This window comes from Myxococcus sp. XM-1-1-1 (assembly GCF_020037095.1).
Lineage (GTDB): Bacteria > Myxococcota > Myxococcia > Myxococcales > Myxococcaceae > Myxococcus > Myxococcus fulvus.
In genome coordinates, this window is sequence record NZ_JAIQDH010000001.1 from 338,444 (window position 1) to 356,053 (window position 17,610).

General features: G+C 69.4%; 12 protein-coding genes and 2 pseudogenes. 6 read left to right on the plus strand and 8 right to left on the minus strand.

The window, feature by feature from the left end; all coding sequences use genetic code 11:
• Window positions 1-289: 289 nt before the first annotated feature.
• The 3 genes from K8640_RS01325 to K8640_RS01335 all read right to left on the minus strand — a co-directional run bounded on the left by K8640_RS01325 (window position 290) and on the right by K8640_RS01335 (window position 6,389).
• Entirely contained in the window at window positions 290-4,162 is a 3,873-nt protein-coding gene (locus K8640_RS01325; protein WP_223745420.1) for a G8 domain-containing protein, read from the minus strand.
• Window positions 4,163-4,266: 104 nt separating this feature from the next.
• On the minus strand, window positions 4,267-5,778 hold the full coding sequence (locus K8640_RS01330; RefSeq protein ID WP_223745421.1) for an ankyrin repeat domain-containing protein: 1,512 nt from the start codon (window positions 5,776-5,778) through the stop codon (window positions 4,267-4,269).
• Entirely contained in the window at window positions 5,775-6,389 is a 615-nt protein-coding gene (locus K8640_RS01335; protein ID WP_223745422.1) for a hypothetical protein, read from the minus strand. Before K8640_RS01335 ends, K8640_RS01330 begins: the two co-directional genes overlap by 4 nt.
• Window positions 6,390-6,528: 139 nt before the next feature.
• On the opposite strand from K8640_RS01335, the gene K8640_RS01340 reads away from it, so the two are divergent.
• Entirely contained in the window at window positions 6,529-7,080 is a 552-nt protein-coding gene (locus K8640_RS01340) for a hypothetical protein (protein ID WP_223745423.1), read from the plus strand.
• A 215-nt stretch (window positions 7,081-7,295) separates the two neighbouring features.
• Here the strand turns inward: K8640_RS01340 and K8640_RS01345 are convergent, their stop codons facing one another.
• Entirely contained in the window at window positions 7,296-9,170 is a 1,875-nt protein-coding gene (locus tag K8640_RS01345; protein WP_223745424.1) for a bacterial transcriptional activator domain-containing protein, read from the minus strand.
• Window positions 9,171-9,414: 244 nt separating this feature from the next.
• On the opposite strand from K8640_RS01345, the gene K8640_RS01350 reads away from it, so the two are divergent.
• On the plus strand, window positions 9,415-10,377 hold the full coding sequence (locus K8640_RS01350; RefSeq protein WP_223745425.1) for a class I SAM-dependent methyltransferase: 963 nt from the start codon (window positions 9,415-9,417) through the stop codon (window positions 10,375-10,377).
• An 8-nt stretch (window positions 10,378-10,385) separates the two neighbouring features.
• On the opposite strand, the gene K8640_RS01355 is transcribed toward K8640_RS01350, so the two are convergent.
• Together K8640_RS01355 and K8640_RS01360 are read right to left on the minus strand one after the other, a co-directional pair.
• Complete coding sequence (locus tag K8640_RS01355) at window positions 10,386-13,034, minus strand: glycosyltransferase (protein ID WP_223745426.1); 2,649 nt, start codon at window positions 13,032-13,034, stop codon at window positions 10,386-10,388.
• Window positions 13,035-13,408: 374 nt separating this feature from the next.
• A complete protein-coding gene (locus K8640_RS01360) occupies window positions 13,409-13,681 on the minus strand; it encodes an SDR family NAD(P)-dependent oxidoreductase (protein WP_223745427.1) in 273 nt (90 codons plus the stop codon).
• 288 nt (window positions 13,682-13,969) lie between these two features.
• On the opposite strand from K8640_RS01360, the pseudogene K8640_RS43025 reads away from it, so the two are divergent.
• The 4 genes and pseudogenes from K8640_RS43025 to K8640_RS01370 form a co-directional block, all read left to right on the plus strand.
• A pseudogene (locus K8640_RS43025) lies at window positions 13,970-14,014 on the plus strand (hypothetical protein); the annotation flags it as partial.
• A 95-nt stretch (window positions 14,015-14,109) separates the two neighbouring features.
• Window positions 14,110-14,295, plus strand: a pseudogene (locus K8640_RS43030) (cupin domain-containing protein); the annotation flags it as partial.
• 74 nt (window positions 14,296-14,369) lie between these two features.
• Window positions 14,370-14,702 carry a helix-turn-helix domain-containing protein gene (locus K8640_RS42800; RefSeq protein WP_305070634.1) on the plus strand — a complete coding sequence of 111 codons (333 nt, stop codon included), beginning with the start codon at window positions 14,370-14,372 and terminating at the stop codon, window positions 14,700-14,702.
• A 248-nt stretch (window positions 14,703-14,950) separates the two neighbouring features.
• Window positions 14,951-16,153 (plus strand): M57 family metalloprotease, encoded by a 1,203-nt coding sequence (locus K8640_RS01370; protein ID WP_223745428.1) that lies wholly within the window; start codon window positions 14,951-14,953, stop codon window positions 16,151-16,153.
• 35 nt (window positions 16,154-16,188) lie between these two features.
• Here K8640_RS01370 and K8640_RS01375 read toward each other — a convergent pair whose 3' ends face one another.
• Together K8640_RS01375 and K8640_RS01380 are read right to left on the minus strand one after the other, a co-directional pair.
• Complete coding sequence (locus K8640_RS01375) at window positions 16,189-16,491, minus strand: hypothetical protein (RefSeq protein ID WP_223745429.1); 303 nt, start codon at window positions 16,489-16,491, stop codon at window positions 16,189-16,191.
• Between the two features lie 58 nt (window positions 16,492-16,549).
• Entirely contained in the window at window positions 16,550-17,482 is a 933-nt protein-coding gene (locus K8640_RS01380; protein WP_223745430.1) for an AraC family transcriptional regulator, read from the minus strand.
• Window positions 17,483-17,610: the final 128 nt, after the last annotated feature.

The following is a 17,610-nucleotide window of genomic DNA, read 5'->3' on the forward strand; positions in this document are numbered from 1 at the left end:
CATCATGCACGCTCCCTCCAAGGGCGACGACGGGATTGATGACCCCCTTCCCACCGCGCGCGAGGTGACGCGCGACATGGCCAGACACCCCTCGGAAAACAGCCGGGGAGGGCCTCCTGGTGGCCGCGCTGTCGGTCCTCGCGAGCGCGGGGTGGCCGGCGGTGCATCCCGGGACTTCCCCTCGCACGGCGACGCCCCACCGTGCGCGACAAGGCCCTTCCCGGGGCACCCCCCACGTCCGATTTCGTGACGCGCAAGGCGAAGAAACCCGCGCGTCACCCGGTCCGGCTCAGTCCCGGGTGACGCCGGGCGCGGGCACGGCGCGAATCCAGTCGATGTCGAACGGGTTTCCCACGCTGCTCACCGGGTCCAGGCGCAGGTCGGTGATGGTGCCCGTCCAGTCGACATGTCCCGCCACCTCGAGGGTGAGCGTCTGGTACGCGCCATTGCCGGTGTAGACGGTGCTCGTCGCGCGCGTGCCGGAGAAGCCGGGCAGGGTGGCCGTGGCGAAGAAGAGCTCCAGCGTGGTGTTCTGCGTCGCGCGCATCCGCACCTGGACCTTCGCCACGCGGCTGGCGCGGAAGTGATAGGCGGTGTTCACCACCTGCGCGTCGCCGGTGCCCGAGCCCGTCCCGGTCAGCACGCCCCCCGTGACGGCGAGCCCGGAGACGTTCGCGGATGCGCTCCAGCCCTCGACGTCCCCCGCCGCGTTGAACTCGGCGCCCAGGTCTCCCGCGTCGAACGGGTGGCGACCCGCGACGATTTCGGCGGCGTCCGACATCTGGTCCCCGTCCGTGTCGAGCGGCGGCACCGCGAAGTCCGTGCTCCAGTGGATGACGAAGTTCTGCGCCCTCCCGGTGGCCACCGCCTTGATGTACAGGTCCCCGCCCTGCTGCACGAAGTACGCGGAGTTGGCCGAGGCCCGCAGGTTGGCCAGCGAGGTGCGCGAGCCGAAGCCCGCTTGCGACGACGCGACACCCAGGCCCCCCAGCTTCCCGAAGTCCTTGAACCGGGCGACGTAGGTGTCGCCCACGCTGGCGTCCTCCATGTTCATCGCCACCGTCCTCACGGAGGGCAGGGATGCATAGGCATACGTGTACTCGAAGCCCTCGTTCACCAGGAACGGGAGCTGGTGCCACTCCCGATAGCCGTGGATGTAATAGACGTGCGCGGTGGGCGTCCCCACCTTCTCCCGGGTGACGGCGACGTCGGGCGTCTGCTCGAAGGACACGCCATAGGTGAGTCGCGACAGCACGAAGCGGTGGTCGCTGCGGTACGCGTTCTCCCAGTTCGCGGGACGGAACTCGTCGCCCACGCGCATGAAGGGATGGCTGGAGACGATGGTGGTGTTCGGCTTGCCGCTGATGCCGCCCGTGAGGTCGCGCAGCGCGATGGACCAGAAGCGCGGGTGCTCGTTGTCGTTGGCGTCGGTGTTCGCCTTGGGCGGCAGGTCGTAGTTGCCCAGGCTGATGCGCGGCGTCCCCGCCGGCGACACCGTGTTCCCGGTGAACAGGTGGTTGGGGTGCTTGATGGCGGCGCCGGTGTTGATGAGGAGGTTGGCGTTGGCCGCGTTCCAGCCGACGAAGTGCGAGTCCCGGACCTGGCCCGCGCCGTCGTACACCCGGTAGGCATGCTGCGCTCCGGTGTAGAGCGACTCGCCGGAGTTCGCCACGAACAGGCTCTGGTCGATGACGCTGTAGCTGGCCATCATCGCCGCGGTGTGGTTGTCGACGAAGATGTTGTTGCGGAAGACCAGGTTGTCGGACGGGCCGCCCGCGCCGATGCCGGTGTAGATGGCCAGGTCATTCGCGTACCAGGTGCTGTCCTCGATGAGGTGGAGCGCCGGGTCATCCCAGCCGAGGTTGGGCTGGATGGCGTGGGTGGGGGACAGCCCGTCGAAGATGTCGAACCCGGAGCCGGTGCTGTGCGCGCTGTTGCCCTTGAACGAAATCATCGGCAGCCGCCAGGGCTCCAGGCTGCTGAAGCGCCCATCGGTCGCGGACTGCCCCATGGGTTTCTTGGGGAAGGCGAACCAGAACCCCGTGCCCTCGGTCCCCGCGGCGACGTTGTCCTCGAACGTGTTCTGTGGGTTGGTGATCCAATAGCTGGCGGGCGTGCGGTTCTGGAGCTGTACGAACTCGTTGTCGGAGGGCGTCAGCTGGTCGCCGGGCGCGGGGCGCCGGGTGAGCAGCGTCACGTTCTTCTTGATGACGTTGAAGCGCTCGCTGCCGTCCTCCAGGAACACGCCGTGCCCGACGTGGTCATGGAAGAAGTTGTTCTCCACCAGCGTGCTCTCCGTGCCGTGGATGGTGATGGCCCGGTTGTAGGACTGGTGGATGCTGGAGTTCTTGAAGTACTGGCCCGCCCCCGCTGCTCCGAGCATGTGCCAGTGGAACGGATAGCGGCCGAGCAGCTTCTTCTGGCCCATGTTGTACAGCTCGACGCCGCTGATGTACGCGGCCGCGTCGGTCATGACCATGACATGGCCCCCGTGGCGGGTGGCCGTGGAGGCGGCATCCCCCTGGACCTTGAGGTTGTGGGTGAGCAGGCCCACCTGCGCGCGCAGATCCGCCGTCCACGTGCGCGAGCCCTGGGTATAGGTCTTCACCACGCCGGTATGCGCGAAGGTGAGCGGGCTCGACAGCGCCACCCGGGTGTTCCCCTCCGACAGGCCGGTGATGGTCCGCTTCTCCGCCTCGTTCGGGTTCAGGTGGCTGGAGACCACGACCAGGGTGTCTCCCACGCGCCAGTCCACCGCTTGCTTGAGGAGGAGGGAGGTGCTCCCCGCGGCCGCGTTCGCGCCGAGCTGGGACCAGCTCACGCGCTCCTCGCCGTGGAGCCGGATGACGCCGGAGCTCATGGCGCCGAGGAACTTGTTGCCCATGCCCATGACGTCGGGGTCGGCCGGCGCGCCGACGAGCGTGAACACGCCCGCGTTCGGGAAGGGCGTCAGCTCCTGCCCCACCTCGAGCTTCGCGCCGCTGCCCATCACCATCACGTAGCGCGTGGTGACGTCGAAGCCCTGGTTCTGGACGCCGAGCAGCTCCCCTCCGACGGTGATGGACGTCGTGCTGACGGAGCCCCGGAGGCACACGGCGCTGCCGGCCCCCACGGTGGCGGTGTCGTTCGGTCCAGGCACCGCGCCGCCCCAGACCTGCGGGTCCCTCCAGTCGTGGACCAGCTCCATCCGCAGGTCATCCACCAGCGCCGTGTGGTCGCCGCCCGCCGTGTCCAGGCCCGCCAGGCTCACCACGGTGGCCCCCGCGGCGAGGTAGATGGGCATGGACACCTGCTCGACGTACTGCGTCGCCGTCAGGCGGAACGCGCCGACCTGGGTGCCGGCCACGCTGACGAGGAGGTTCTTCGCGGGAGGCATCGTGGGGCTGTTGGCGCGCGCCGCGGCCCTGACGCGCAGGCGGTAGTGGCCCGTGATGGGGATGTTGACCGACGTCGACGCGGAGGAGTCTCCCTGGAGGAAGAGCACCTGGCTCCCTTCGGGCGCGTTGGGATTGGAGACCGTGAAGGCGCTGCCGTTACGGGCCAGGCCCGCGCCCGGGTTGATGGACCACGGGCCTCCCGTGGGGGTGTAGGCGTAGCCGGGCGAGGCGGGCAGGGCGGGGGACTCGAAGCCGCTGATGACGATGTCCCGCACACGCGTCGCCGTGAGGTCGTCCACGAAGGCGGTGCTGTCGGTGCCCTGCGGATTGGTGCCGTGCACCGCCACCGTGTGCGCGCCCGAGCCCAGCAGCACCGGGCCCGTGGTGAAGCGCTGGTACGTGCTGCCCGCGGGCGTGACGCCCAGCACCGTGGCGCCGTTGACTCGCAGCTCCACCCGCTGCGTGCTCGGGATGTTGCCGCGCTGCGCGGCGGCGAAGCTGAAGACGTAGTAGCCGGCGGGGATGTTGACCGCCCGCGAGGCTGAGGCCACGCCCTGCAGCAGCAGCACCTGGGCGCCCTGCGGCGCGCTGGGGTTGCCCGACGTGAAGGCGGTGCCGTTGCGCGTGAGGCCCGCGCCATCGACGAACGTCCAGCCCGAGCCCGCCGGGGCGTACTGGTAGCCCGGCGAGGCCGCGAGCGCCGGGATTTCGAACGTCCCATTGGGGAAGGTGAAGACGGTGGAGGACGCGGAGCTCAGCGTCGCGGCGAACGCCTGCGCGGACATGCAGGTTACTGCCAGGATAAACAGTGATGTAAAGCTATTCAGTTTTGTCGGCATGGGCTGGTCTATGTCGCCCATTGCCAGGGAGCGTCAATCGCACACCGGTCTCACGTTCCCCAGAGCCAGGGGTTGTAGCGTTCCCACTCGATGAGAGGCGTTGTGGTCCGAACGGCCCTACCCAGGTCCTCCAGGTTTCGCAGGGGGCTGCCCTCCGGGTGACGGGGCTTCGGCTGCTTGCGCTCTGGCACCAGTCCTGCCGCGAAGAGCTCGGCGCCCAGGGCCGGGGACTGCCGCGCGCGCTCGTGGAAGTGCCCCGGGTCCAGGAGCTCCTGTGCGTGGATGAGGACGCCTGCGGCGCGGAGGGCCTGGACGACGCGGAGGGTGTCCTCCTCGGTGCAGGGGGCGCGAGGCCGCAGCGCGTCTTCGTAGAGCCCCGTGCCGCCGCGCGGAGGCCGGTTCCACCGGGCCCCGCGCTGGAGGAGCAGGGAGACGATGTCCGGCAGGCAGATGCCCGCCGCGTGCTGCAAGGGAGGCCGGGTGCTGTCGCTCTTGTCGATGTCCGCTCCCGCTTCCACCAGGCGCCGCACGAGCGTGGTGTCCACGGGCTCATTGCCTTGCATCGAGGTCAGCAGGGGCGTGGCCGCGCTGGCCCCCGCGAGATTGACGTCCGCGCCAGCCGCGAGCAGGGCCTCCGTGAGGTCCCCATCGCGGGCCTGCACGGCCTTGATGAGGGCGGTGTCCGACCAGGGCAGCGTGTCGTTGGGATTGGCGCCCGTCTTCAGCAGGTGCTTCACCACCGAGCGCATCCGCTTCTCGACGAGCTGGGAGAGCGGAGGCGGCGCGGCGCCCTTCTTCACCAGGGCGAGCAGGGCCTTCTCGTCGTCCTCTCGCAGGGCCACCTCCACGGCGGGCAGGGGCGTGATGGTGACGCGTGAGCGGGGGCGCATCGACACGTCGGCGCCGGCGGGCACGGCCATGTTGAGGTTGAGGCCTCCCCGGGGAGAGAGCCCGGACGCCTCGATGGCGCGGACCATGGGCACGCTCTTCTGGTCCATGGCGAGGCTCAGCGCGTCCGCGAGCACGCGCTGCTGGATGCGCCCCTTCGCGCGCTGGCCCAGCTGTTCGACCTTCCGCACCTGCTCCTTGGCCACGGCCGCCAGGAAGTCCGCTTCCACGAGGCACGCCTCGTCACCGCGCGAGCCCGCCTTCACCAGCAGCTTCTCCGCGCGAGCCGCACCCGTGGAGCGCGCGAAGCACCGCGCGGACCAGCCGAAGGGAGGCCAGGCGCTGTTGTCGTGTCGGGGGACTCGCAGCAGCGGGTCCGCGCCCGCCTTCAGCAGCATCCGGACGAGGGCGACGTCGTCCTTCTCCCCCGACACCATCAGCGGGGTCATGTGGGGGTAGCCATTCGTGACATGGCCCGTGATGTTGACCGCCGACTTGTTGTCGAGCAGGTCCTTCATCCGCGCCGCATCCCCGTCGAGCGCCGCCTGCATCACCGGCGTGTCCTCGATGAAGCGGGCCTGGGACAGGTACTTGGGACGCGCGTCGGCGAGGCCGCCGAGCAGGAGCACGACGAGCGTCACGGGCGTGAGCCGCTGGACATGGACGAGGCTCATCGGGCGCAGTCCTCCGGGCAGTTGCAGACCTGTTCGAACTTCCCGCACACGCCATCGCCGCAGCGCACGCAGACCGACTCCAGGGTGGTTCCCTCGATGGGGTCGCACCTGGGGCCGACGTGGTGCTCCAGGACGCCACAGCGCGGCACGAGGCCGGGGCAGCACGCCACGCTGGCGCCCAGGACGCCCTCCTCCGCGCACTCCGCCTTGTTCGGATACATCGGCTGGGTCCTGCAGAACCTCACGCCGTCGCAATACGCCGCGAGCTCGCAGTCCTTGGGGAAGTCGTCGCAGCGCTCCACGGACAGGCCTTCGCACCAGACGTCCTCGGTGGGCCGGCGCAGCTCGTCTCCTGGTGGCATCCGCTGGGGGATTCGAGGGTCGCGATAGGGGCCGGTGAGCGGCTTCGTGACGGGGGGCGGGTCCTTCGGCGCCTCGGCCTTCGGCACGGCCACCTCGGGGATGGGGAGGCCGTCCGGGGGCCTGTCCTGGTGCAGCACGACGAAGGCCGCCGAGCCACCCACGAGCAGACAGGCGATGACGAAGAGCAGGTTCTTCGCGACGCCCCGCCTCCGGGAGTCGGGCGGCGGCTGGGGTGCGGCTGGGGCCATCCGGCCATTCAACCCAAAGACAGAGGCTCTTGGATAGTCACGGGTGACTCATGTCTCCCGAGGGGTGTCATCCCCAGTGTCACGGTTTGCGTATAACCTCGTGCCCATTGCAGCCCGAGGGGGCGAGGAGTCGTGCGACGTGAACGGTCCGGACAGTGGGATGGCCTTGGGCGTGATGCTGGGCATGTTGTTCCTGGTGGTCGTGGGGGGCGCTGTCGGGATGGGGGTCGCCCTGCTCATCAAGAAGCTCTTCAACCTGTCGATGGCCGCGTCGGTCGGAATCGGGCTGGTGCTGGTGGTGGTGGGCGGCGTGGGGCTGTTCGCGGTGGTGTTCGATGACCTGACCGCGTCCTGGTGGGCCGCGCGCACCGCGAAGCCCGTGCACTTCATCGTCCCCAAGGGCTTCAGCGGCCCGCTGTATGTGTTCTTCGACGCGAACGGGCCCGCCGTCAACGAGGTGAAGGGCCGGCTCGAGGTGCCGCTCAGCGGCGCCAGGTCCCTGCGGGTGAAGGCGGGGGCGGGGCTGGAGAACCACTACGCCGACTTCGAGGCCCGTGACACCGACGGCAAGACGGTCCCCGTGTTCCTCGATTCGGGGGGTGTCCAGTACGGCCTCGAGTACCGCGGTTTCTGGTTGGGGGACCAGAGGGGGCGGACCTTCGGCGAGGCCCCCACCGAGATGCCGAAGTAGCGGGCGCCTTTTCGGGCGAAGCAAATCACGTGGGTGCGTTCAGGGAGTCACCCTGCACCCTCCTGGCTCCGTTCGTTCTCGTGTGTCCGGCCTGTTCTCGCTGTCCGCGCTGTTGATGTTGCTGGTGCTGAGCCGTCGTCGCCGGGACGGGCCGGCGCGCGGTTGAAGTCGGCCGTGTGTCCTGGTGTTCGCGGCTGGCCGGAGCCTGGGGCGTCTCAGCGCAGCTCCTGGGCGAACTGTTCGCGATAGCGGCCCTGGAGTGTCTTCAGCGCCTCCTGCATGCCGGCGGCGCGGTACTGCTCCGCGAGCAGTCGCCACGCCTCGGTGTGCAGGGGCTCCAGCGTGACCACGCGCTCCAGGTGGGTCCGCGCCTCCGCGCGGGCGCCGGACATGGAGGCCATCCAGCCCAGGATGAAGTGCGCCTGCACCGCCTCGTCATACGCGGCGACCGCCTTCCGGCACGATGTCTTCGCGGGCCCCGGCCTGCCTGCGCGCAGGTTCATCTCGCAGTCGAGCACGTGCCGCACGGCCGCGCGTGGAAACTCCCGCTTCAGCCAGGCAAGGCGCGTCGGTGCTTTCACCGCGGGCCCCTTGTCCAGGGCCGCCTCCACGTCCTTCGCCGCGCGGATGAGCTCACCCTCCCGCTCCACGGCGACGCCGCTCACGGAAGGGTCCACCGGCAAGGCCATCCACCGCCGGGTCTGGATGGTCCAGCTCCGTACGGCCCGGGTGCGTGACTCGTCGCCGGTCTTCGCGAGGGCCTGCTCGGTCCAGGTGAGCGAGGAGGTCTGCTTGAAGAGCGCCGCGAGGTCTCCCCAGACGTCCGGCGTGGTTCCAGGGTCCGCCTCCATCCGCTGCCGGGCTCGCACGAGGTGACCCTGCGCCTCCAGGTGGCGGCCCTGCTGGGCGTCCAGGACGGCGAGCTGGAACAGGGGAGAGGGGTTCTTGGAGAACTTCTCCGCGACGGAGGCGCACTTCTCCCGGGTCGCCGGCAGCGTGGGCGCGGCCCGTGTGCCCAGGTAGCAGGCCAGCGATTGGATGTGGGCGTCCTCCGGATGGAAGAGCGCCAGGGGCTCCATCTGCTGCGCCGCGACCTCGACGCGCCCCTCCTTGTCGAGCGCGAGGATGGAGTCGAGCAGGCGCCGGTCGTCCGCGGACAGGGTGCTCGCCTTGGGAGGCTGCTGGGTGAGGGGCGCGGCGCCCGCGCGGACCTTCGCGAGCCAGTCGACGATGGCGTCCTTCTGGGGCCCTTCCCACTCCGGCCAGGAGGTCGACGTCAGCAACTCCCACAGCTCGGTCGCCCAGGCGAGCGCGGCCGCCTCGTCGTGCTGGGCCTTGGAGGAATGCCTCAGGCTGGTGGCGAGCAAGGACAGGGTCTGCGGCGAGAAGGCGCCCTGGTTCGAGCCGTAGTTGGGGGACATCATCCAGTGCGAGTCGTGCACGTGGAACGCTCCCAGCGTGTGCGCCCACTCATGGAGGAAGACGGACGTCTCCTTGTGCTGCTTGCGCTGCTGGTAGAGCGTCTGCTGCTCGTCCTGGGGCAGGTGCACGAGCGCCTCCATGATGGCGCGGACCTCGTCGGGGTTGCCCATCTCCCGAATCACGAAGTGGCGTCCGAACAGCCGCGCCATGCCCAGCTCATGGTGCGAGGCGGTGTAGAACTTGAGCGTGGAGACGAGCCCCACGACCAGGTCCACGCCTTCTCCCGGGTCCGCCAGCTCCAGCGCGCTCAGCGAGCCCCCCAGTTCGCCCTCGACGCCGCGGTGCGCCCACTCACGCGTGGACTCGAGCTCGAACTCCACGCCGAGTGGGCCCCGCACCACCGCGCTCGCGCGCTGCAACTGGGACACGATGCTGCTGCGCCAGCGCACCACCTGCTCCCGGTAATCCGAATCCGCGTAGACACGGACCCGGAGCTTCCGGACGGCGCCCACCGTGGCCTTGGCCGTGGACTCCAGCTTCGCCGGCGCGAGCGTCTGCGCATGTTCGCGGGCGTAGTCCACCGGGCGCTTCACGCAGGACAGCCCCAGGAGGCAGAGCGCCACCAGGGCGCAACGCGCCGCGGTCCCCCCGACACGACGTGTGTTCATGAAATCAAAGCCAAGCATCGATGTTCGCCGTGACGCAACCCGCGCCCTGCCTCCCTGGAGTCGCATCCAGGTCAACGCCCTGATTCCACCGCGGGGTCGGGGTCATTTCGCGATGCGTGCAGCACTTCAGTGTTCTTGGAACGGAGGGTCACAGCTGTCAAGTGGTGAACAGCCCAGGCCGCTTGCTGCGCCGAGGCGGATTGTGTCTGCTGGGGCGTCCAACCTTTGGGAGAGAGCCACATCCATGTCGAAAGAGGGAGTCGCCGTACTGGCCAAGGAGGTTGGAGACGACTGGAAGGACCACGCGTACTACGACGAGGTCGAGGCGTTCATGCCGGAGGCCTGGAAGAACCTCATCTGGCCCGTCATCAGCGCGTGTGACTTCACCTCCACCATGGACCTGGCGGCGGGCCATGGCCGGAACACGGAGTTCCTGCTGCCGCTCTCCGAGCGCGTCCATGTGGTGGACATCAACCCGGAGAACATCGACTTCTGTCGTCGCCGCTTCGCGGGCCGGGACTCGAAGATATCCTTCGTCGTCAACGACGGTTCGAGCCTCGCGGCGCTGCGCAGCGGCTCCTTGACGCTGGCCTACTGCTTCGACGCGATGGTCCACTTCGACAGCGACGTGGTGCGGGCCTACCTGCGCGAGTTCTTCCGCGTCCTGGCGCCGGACGCGCACGCGTTCATCCACCACTCGAACTACACCGCGAACCCCTGTGGGCGGTGGATGGACAACCCCGGCATCCGCAACTTCATGAGCCAGGAACTCTTCGCGCACTACGCGCAGAAGGAGGGCCTGTCCGTCGTGTCGCAGCAGGTCATCGACTGGGGTGGGAATCCGAAGCTGGATTGCCTGTCCCTCTTACGCAAGCCGAACCCTCCCCAGGGCCTCGGTGGGAACTACACGAAGCGCGACGGCATGCTCTTCGTCCTTGCGGCCGCCCACGAGTCGGCGAAGTTCTCGCTCGCCCGACCCGGGACGCTCACGTTGGACGCGCACGCCCACGAGTGGTGTGGGCGGCTCGTCGTCCAGCAGGGCGAGCGGGTCCTCGGCACGTTCGACGTGCATGACGCGCAGGCGCAGCCGCGGCAGTTCGTCTTCGACGCCGAGGCCGGGGAGCTGGTGTTCCGCGCCGAGGACCGGGGTGACGGCCGGGGCGAGGCCTGGGTGAAGGGCATCGACATCCGGTGGCGCAAGCCCTGAGCGTGGGCTCAGTGGCCCGCCGGCACGCTCCTGCTTCCGAGCGGGAGCCTCGCGCGGCGCTGCTGCTGCCCCTGGCTGGACAGCACGGCCATGATGACCGTGGCCAGATGGGGCAATGACAGCACCAGGAGCTGGAGCTCCCAGAACCACAGGCCCCGGCTGGTCAGCCCGTGGACCGCGTAGACGCCGGCCGCCGCCCCCAACAGCAGGACGAGCAGCACCAGCTCCGCCTGCGCCTCGGAGAGGGCCATCCACAGCCCATGGCGGTCCGCGTTCTTCGGCGTGCGGATGAACGGCAGGGTGCTCGTGAAGAACCCATACACCACGGCCTTGGCGATGGTGTGCGAGAGCGCCATCCCGGCCAGCGCCGCGGCCAGCGCGTCCCGGAAGTCGACGCCGACCGCGCGCCGGTAGAGGAAGAAGGTCTTGCCGACCTTGAACAGGAACAGCGCCAGCGGCGGAATCGTGAAGATGAGCATGGGCGGCGCCACCCGGTGCGGCACCACCACCATCACCACCGACCAGACGAGCGCGCCGAGCGTGTAGAAGAGGTTCAGCCCGTCCGCGAGCCACGGCAGCCAGCCGGCGAGGAAGTGATAGCGCTGGCCCGCCGTCAGCTCGCTCCTGCCGCCCCACAGCAGCATGGCGGCGTGCCGCTTGATGATCTGCACGGCGCCATACGCCCAGCGGAAGCGCTGCTTCTTGTAGTCGACCAGCGTGTCGGGCATCAGTCCCTTGCCGTAGCTCTGATGCGCATAGGCGGCCGAGTAGCCCTTCTCGAACACGCGCAGGCCCAGCTCCGCGTCCTCGCAGATGCACCACTCGGCCCAGCCCAGCTCCTCCAGCACCGAGCGGCGCGTCATCGTCATCGTGCCGTGCTGGATGATGGCGTCGCGGTCATTCCGGGTGACCATCCCGATGTGGAAGAAGCCCCGGTACTCGCTGTAGCACAGCCGCTTGAAGGCGCTCTCGTCGTGGTCCCGGTAGTCCTGGGGTGACTGCACCACGGCGATTCGCGGGTCGGCGAAGTGGGGCACCATGTGCTTGAGCCAGTCGCGCTCGACGCGGTAGTCCGAGTCGATGACGGCGATGACCTCGGCGTCCGGGGCCGTGTGCCGAATCAGGTGGTTCAACGCGCCGCCCTTGAACCCGGCCAGCGGGGCGACATGGAAGAACCGGAAGCGCCTGCCGAGCCGCGCGCAGTGCGCCTCGATGGGCCTCCACACCGCCGGGTCCTTCGTGTTGTTGTCGATGACCAGGACCTCGTAGTCGGGGTAGTCCATGGCGGCGAGCGCGTCGAGCGTCTGGCGGACCATCTCCGGCGGCTCGTTGTAGCAGGGCACGTGCACCGACACCTTCGGCCGGTAGGCCCGGTCCGCCCTCACGGGGAGGAACTCCCTGCGGCGCTTGGGGACCCAGACGGTCTCCGCCAGCTCGTGGGCCTCGGTGAGCAGGACGAGGAGGACGCCGAACGTGCTCAGGAGCAGCAGCAGGCTGACGGCCTGGCCGACCCCGTGGAGGTAGCGCTGGCTGTAGTCATGGCCCATCCAGACCAGCGCCGTGCTGAAGCAGTAGGCCGTGACGGTCAGGAAGGTGCGGCCGCGCTGTCGCAGGGCCGAGCCGTCGATGAGCAGCAGCACCAGGGTGACGAGCGCGAGGATGGCCGAGGCGAGCGCCAGGGAGCGCCACTTCGGGATGGCCACCACGGGGCCCACGAAGTTGAACTTCTGCTGACGGAAGGCATCGAACACGCCCCAGTAGGGGCCGGCGGCTCCTTCGATGCTGTCCTTCCAGGGTTGGTCATAGGCCTCGATGACGAAGTAGTCGTAGCCGTGTCGATTGAGCAGGTCGACCATGGTGCGCAGGAAGACGGCCTGGTCGACGCCGGAGGGGACCGCGCTGCCGCGCACGCCGCCGTTGCTCGGCCAGCCGACCTCCCCCAGCAGCAGGGGCTTGTCCGGGAACATCTCCTGCAGCAGGCTCACGCGCTCGAGCACGTAGCCCGGGGCGGCCTGCATCGACACGTCCTCCCAGTAGGGCAGGACGTGGCTCGAGATGAGGTCGACATGCTCGGCCAGCTGCGGAATCCCCCGCCAGACATGCCACTGCTCGCTGGTCGTCACGGGGACGGTGACGGCCGCGCGCACCCGGTCGAGGTAGGCGACGAGCTCGTCGAAGGTGACGTCCAGGCGATAGATGGATTCGTTGCCCACCACCATGCGCACGATGTTCGGGTGGGCGCGGGTCAGCGAGATGGCCTTCTCAAGCTCCCGCTCGTTGCGCTCCAAATCGTCGGAGATCCAGACGCCCAGCGTCACCCGCAGGCCGAGCTCCTCGGCCAGCCTCGGGACCTCCGCCTGGGAGCCCTGGACGGTGTAGATGCGGATGTGGTCGGTCCACTGGCTCAGCTGCACCAGGTCCGCGCGCAGCTCGGCCTCGGTGGGGTACCGGCCCTTCCTCGGGTTCTCGCCGAGCCGGTAGGGCGAGTACGTGAAGCCGGAGATGCGCTCCGGCCAGTCCGGCGCGGATACGGGGCGGTTGTTCAACGCCCAGAAGCCGGTGAACAGCGCGGCGACGGCCACGAAGATGAGCACGTGGATGCCGAAGCCGCGCCATGACCTGGGGCGGGTCCCACTGAGCCATTCCGAGAGCCTCAAAGCGTCTCCTCTCTCCGTGAGTCCCCTGGCGCCCGCGGCGGAGCCGTGAGGCCCCTGTCGCATGGCCAGACAGGTGGAGTTCGAGTCCTGGAGGACTCATTGAGAGAGTTTGTGTCCTGCCTGCAACTCCAACCAGTTGACCTTGGTGCAATCCGTCCCGGTCATCCTGGGGCGATGCGGGGGATGTGGCGGGCCAGGTGTCTCAGCCGCCGGATGTCTGTTTCATGAAACACGGGCGGGGACCGGCCCGCAGCCCGGTTGCGCCGAGCGGGCCAGGGCCAGGGCCACCGCGTCGGGGCCTGCGGGTAAACGGAGCGCCCCTGAAGTGTCGTTCACGGCGCGCCAGACGGCCTCCGCCACGTCGGACTCGCGCGTCACGGCGGTCGGCTGCCCGAGCCGGCGTTGTTGACGAGCACGTCGATGGGGCCGGCCGTCTCCAGCGCTGCGGCGATGCTCCCGGGCTTCGTCACGTCGAGCGGCACCACCCGCAGCCGCTCCGAGGCCGGGAGGAGGTCCTGCCGCGGTGTCCGCATGGTGGCGACCACGTTCCAGCCCAGGCCGAGGAAGTGGCGCGCGGTCTCGAGCCCGTAGCCGGAGGACCACCCCGTGATGAGCACCGTCTTCTTGAGCGAGCCTCCTGATGGCATCCACCCGTGACTTCGTACATTGACGTCATGTCGACTCCCTGCCGCGGTTCGCGGCGTCGATGAACCCAAGGTACGCGCGGCCTCCCGGACGCTCCACCACACGGCGTCCGGATTTCTTTTGCTAGAGTCCAGTCCATGAGCGCCTCGCTGTCGGAAGTCATCGCGCTGCTCCAGCCCAGGGGCGTCTTCTCGAAGGGCATCAGCGGCGCCGGCGCTTGGGGCGTCCGCTAATCGGACTTCGGCCCGCCGAGCTTCCGCGCCGTGCTGGAAGGAAGCTGTCGGCTCGCCGTGGACGGACAGTCGCCCATCACGCTTCAGGAGGGCGACTTCGTCCTGCTGCCGGCGACGCCGGGCTTCACCATCTCCGGGTTCGAGCCGGTGATGGCCGAGCGTGTGGACCCCAAGGTCGCCGTGTCTCCCGGGGCGAGGTGCGCCATGGCAGACGGGGAGGGCGCCCGGACGTGCGTCTGCTCGGTGGTTGCTTCGTCTTCGATTCACCGGACGGGGCCCTGGTGGTGTCACTGCTCCCGGCCGTGGTGCACGTGCGCGGCGTGGAGCGGCTCTCCATGCTGGTGCGGCTCGTCGGGGATGAGACAGGCGAGCAGCGCTCGGGGCGAGAGCTCGTGCTGACGCGGCTGGTGGAGCTGCTGCTCATCGAAGCGCTGCGCGCGACGACACGCCTCCGGGGTTGCTCCGCGGACTGGCGGACGCGCGGCTCGCGCCCGCGATACGGCAGATGCACCGTCACCTGTCACGCCCTTGGACCGTGGCGCAGCTCGCGAAGAGCGCGGCGCTCTCCCGCTCGGCGTTCTTCGACCGCTTCTCGCACACCGTGGGGCTGGCGCCCATGGAGTACCTGCTCGGTTGGCGGATGGCCGTCGCGCGGGGGCTGCTGTGTGGCCGGGAGCTGAGCATCCACGAGGTGGCCGAGCGCGTGGGCTACAGCTCGGCGAGCACCTTCACCACGGCCTTCAGTCGCCATGTGGGCCAGTCTCCGGGGCGCTACGCGCGCGCGAGCTGACGTGGGGGCGTCCGCTCTCGGACCGCGATACCGATACATTGTGAAGTCGAGGAAGCTGGCTGCGTGGCGTCGTGACGCCGTGAGCGCCAGTCGACACGTGGACACCCGGCTCACGCGATTTCGTCGCGGCGGGCGTGGGGAGAGGGATAGGGCGATGGCGGCCTGCTCGCGAGAAGGCTCGAGCAGCCGCATGTTTCAGTCGCCCAGCCTTCACGAAGAGTTGCCCCGTGTCTCCAACCCCCAAGTCCTTGAAGTCTCTCGTTTTCGCAATCGCCGCGAGCAGTGTCCTGTCGTGGGGCTGTGGCGAGCAGCCCGCACCCACGCAGGAGATTGTCGACAACCTGATTCAGGCGGGCTTCCCCGCCAATGACATCCAGGTCGTCGGTGAGACAGTCTTTGTCGGCAGGGACGCGGAGGTCACCCTGGAGGCCTCGCGCGAGCTGTCGACGGCCTCCGACTCCTCCGAGGAGCAGTACCGCACGACGAACCTCGTCGGCGCGGCCGTGACGAGGATTTGCGTCAACGGTCCCGCCTTCACCGGGGTGTTCAGCACGGCGCTGGACCTGGCCATCCAGAACTACAACGAGCGCTCCCCACGCTTCACGATGGCGCGCGCGCCGAGCACCGGCTGCAGCTTCACCATCCAGGCCAACCTCGACCCGAACATGAACGGAGGCGTCGCGGGGTTCCCGGCCAATGGCCTGCCATTCGGTTCCATCACCATCGGTGGACGGCTCAGCCAGTACGGTGTCGACGTCATCGAGCACGTCATCACGCACGAGCTCGGGCACACCCTCGGCTTCCGCCACACGGACTTCTACAACCGGACCATCAGCTGCGGGACGGGAGGCAACGAGGGCGATGGCGGAGTCGGCGCCATCCACATCCCGGGCACGCCGACCACGGCGTCGGTGGGGGGCTCCATCATGAACTCGTGCTTCCGCTCGGCGGAGACGGGCGAGTTCACGGGCAGCGACGTCACGGCGCTGCTCGCGCTGTATCCGCAGGCCGCGGGCACGCGGCTGTCCTTCCGCACCGCCACGGGGAACTTCCTGGTCGCGGAGAATGGGGGCGGCACGTTCGTGGGCGCCGACCGGACGGCCATCGGTGACTGGGAGCGCTTCGGCTACGTCGACCTGAACGGCGGCGAGCTGCTCAACAACGACCTCATCAACCTGCGCGCGGCCAACGGCCAGTTCGTGGTGGCGGAGAACGGTGGTGGCGGCGTGGTCAACGCGAACCGCGCGGCGGCGCAGGGGTGGGAGACCTTCCGCTTCATCAACCTGGAGGGCAGGAGCCGCTTCCAGGCCGGGGACCGCGTGGCCCTCCAGGCCTCCAATGGCCAGTACGTGGTGGCGGAGAACGGCGGTGGCGGTAATGCCTCGGGCGCGGTCAACGCCAACCGCTCCGCCATCGGCGCGTGGGAGACGTTCGTCCTCTTCATCCAGTGACGACCGAGGGCTCCCGCGCGGCCCCGCGGGAGGCCTCACTCCTTCTCGACGTACAGCTCGCTGCTCATGCCGATGGCTCCGGGCTGGAGGGACCAGCCCGAGTGCTCGGGCATGAGGAAGAGCGTGCGTTTGCCCTCGGGCGTGCGCGCCGCGCCAATCAGGAGGTTGCGGCGTGGGCGCTGCGCCCCGGCGAGTGTGAGCACGTCGTGCTTCACGCTCCAGGTCCCCGTGTCCGACTCGGTGCCGAAGGTCATCGCCCCCGCGGGCCCCGAGCCCCCCACGTCCTTGAACTGGAAGGAGTGGTCGGGTTTGAGGACGTAGTCCGAGCGGGACGTCACCGCTCGCATCGTGGTGCCGCCGGCGAAGGTATTGACCCATCGGCGCCGAACTCGCGCGTCATCCCTGGGCCGTCCGCCGGTACTCGCCAGGGGGCACGCCCATGTGTCGGCGGAACGCGCGGTTGAAGGCGAACTCCGATTCATAGCCGACCCGGCTGGCGATGGCCGCGAGCCCCTCCTGGCCCTGTCGCAGCTGGCGCGACGCCTCCTGCATCCGCAGCTGGGTGAGGTACTCCAGGGGCGCCATTCCCACCGCGTGGGTGAAGCGACGCGCCAGCGTGGCCCGTGACGTGCCGGCGCGCTTCGCGAGCTCGTCCACCGTCCAGCTCCGTCCAGGTTCCGCGTGCATCCAGCCCAGCGTGCTCGCGAGCGTCCTGTCCCCGAGCGCGCCCAGCCAGCCCGCGCCGCCGGGAGGCTGTGTCTCGGCCCAGGCGCGCAGCACCTGGACCAGCAGGATGTCGAGCAGCCGGGACACCACGAGCGACGAGCCGCGCTCGCCCCGCGAGGCCTCGCTGTCGAGCAGGGCCACGGTGGGCAGCAGCGCCCGTGCCTCCTCGGACGCGCCCCGCAGATGCACCCGCTCGGGGAGCAGGCGGAGCACGGGGTGCGCGCCCGGGTCGTCGAACGCGAAGGAGCCGCAGAGCAGGCGGGACTCCACGCCGGAGCCTCCCAGCACATAGGCGGAGGCGTCCTCGCTCCGGGTCGCGAGCCAGGTCTCCAGCGCCATCTTCGGACTGCGCGGCGAGTCCGCGAGCGCGTGTCCGTCTCCGCGCGGCAGCAGCACGACATCTCCGGGGCCCAGGGGGAGCGTCTCGCCTCCCTGGACGAGGACGGAGGTGCCCGCGACGACCAGGTGCAGGGTGGCCGTCCGCGTGGGCGCCATGCGCAGCCCCCAGGGGGCCCGCGCGACGGTGCGGCAGTAGAGCCGTCCCCTCAGCCGCGTGTGTTCCAGGATCTGCCCGAGCAGGTCGGAGCCAGGGGTGGGGTCCATGCCTCCAGTATAGCCGTGGGCTGCCCGAGGCGCTCAGGTGATGAGCGTTCCAGACAAAGAATCGAGACGGCCGGAGATGGCGACCTCGGGCCCCGGGCGGCAGATTGTCCGCATGAACACACGGCTCG

What these genes read in the sequence shown, in the direction of transcription:
- K8640_RS01335 (WP_223745422.1), bottom strand. Translation starts at nt 6,389, where the DNA reads ATGGCCCCAGCCGCACCCCAGCCGCCGCCCGACTCCCGGAGGCGGGGC.
- K8640_RS01350 (WP_223745425.1), top strand. Translation starts at nt 9,415, where the DNA reads ATGTCGAAAGAGGGAGTCGCCGTACTGGCCAAGGAGGTTGGAGACGAC.
- K8640_RS01345 (WP_223745424.1), bottom strand. Translation starts at nt 9,170, where the DNA reads ATGAACACACGTCGTGTCGGGGGGACCGCGGCGCGTTGCGCCCTGGTG.
- K8640_RS01330 (WP_223745421.1), bottom strand. Translation starts at nt 5,778, where the DNA reads ATGAGCCTCGTCCATGTCCAGCGGCTCACGCCCGTGACGCTCGTCGTG.
- K8640_RS01360 (WP_223745427.1), bottom strand. Translation starts at nt 13,681, where the DNA reads ATGCCATCAGGAGGCTCGCTCAAGAAGACGGTGCTCATCACGGGGTGG.
- K8640_RS01380 (WP_223745430.1), bottom strand. Translation starts at nt 17,482, where the DNA reads ATGGACCCCACCCCTGGCTCCGACCTGCTCGGGCAGATCCTGGAACAC.
- K8640_RS01325 (WP_223745420.1), bottom strand. Translation starts at nt 4,162, where the DNA reads ATGTCCGCGCAGGCGTTCGCCGCGACGCTGAGCTCCGCGTCCTCCACC.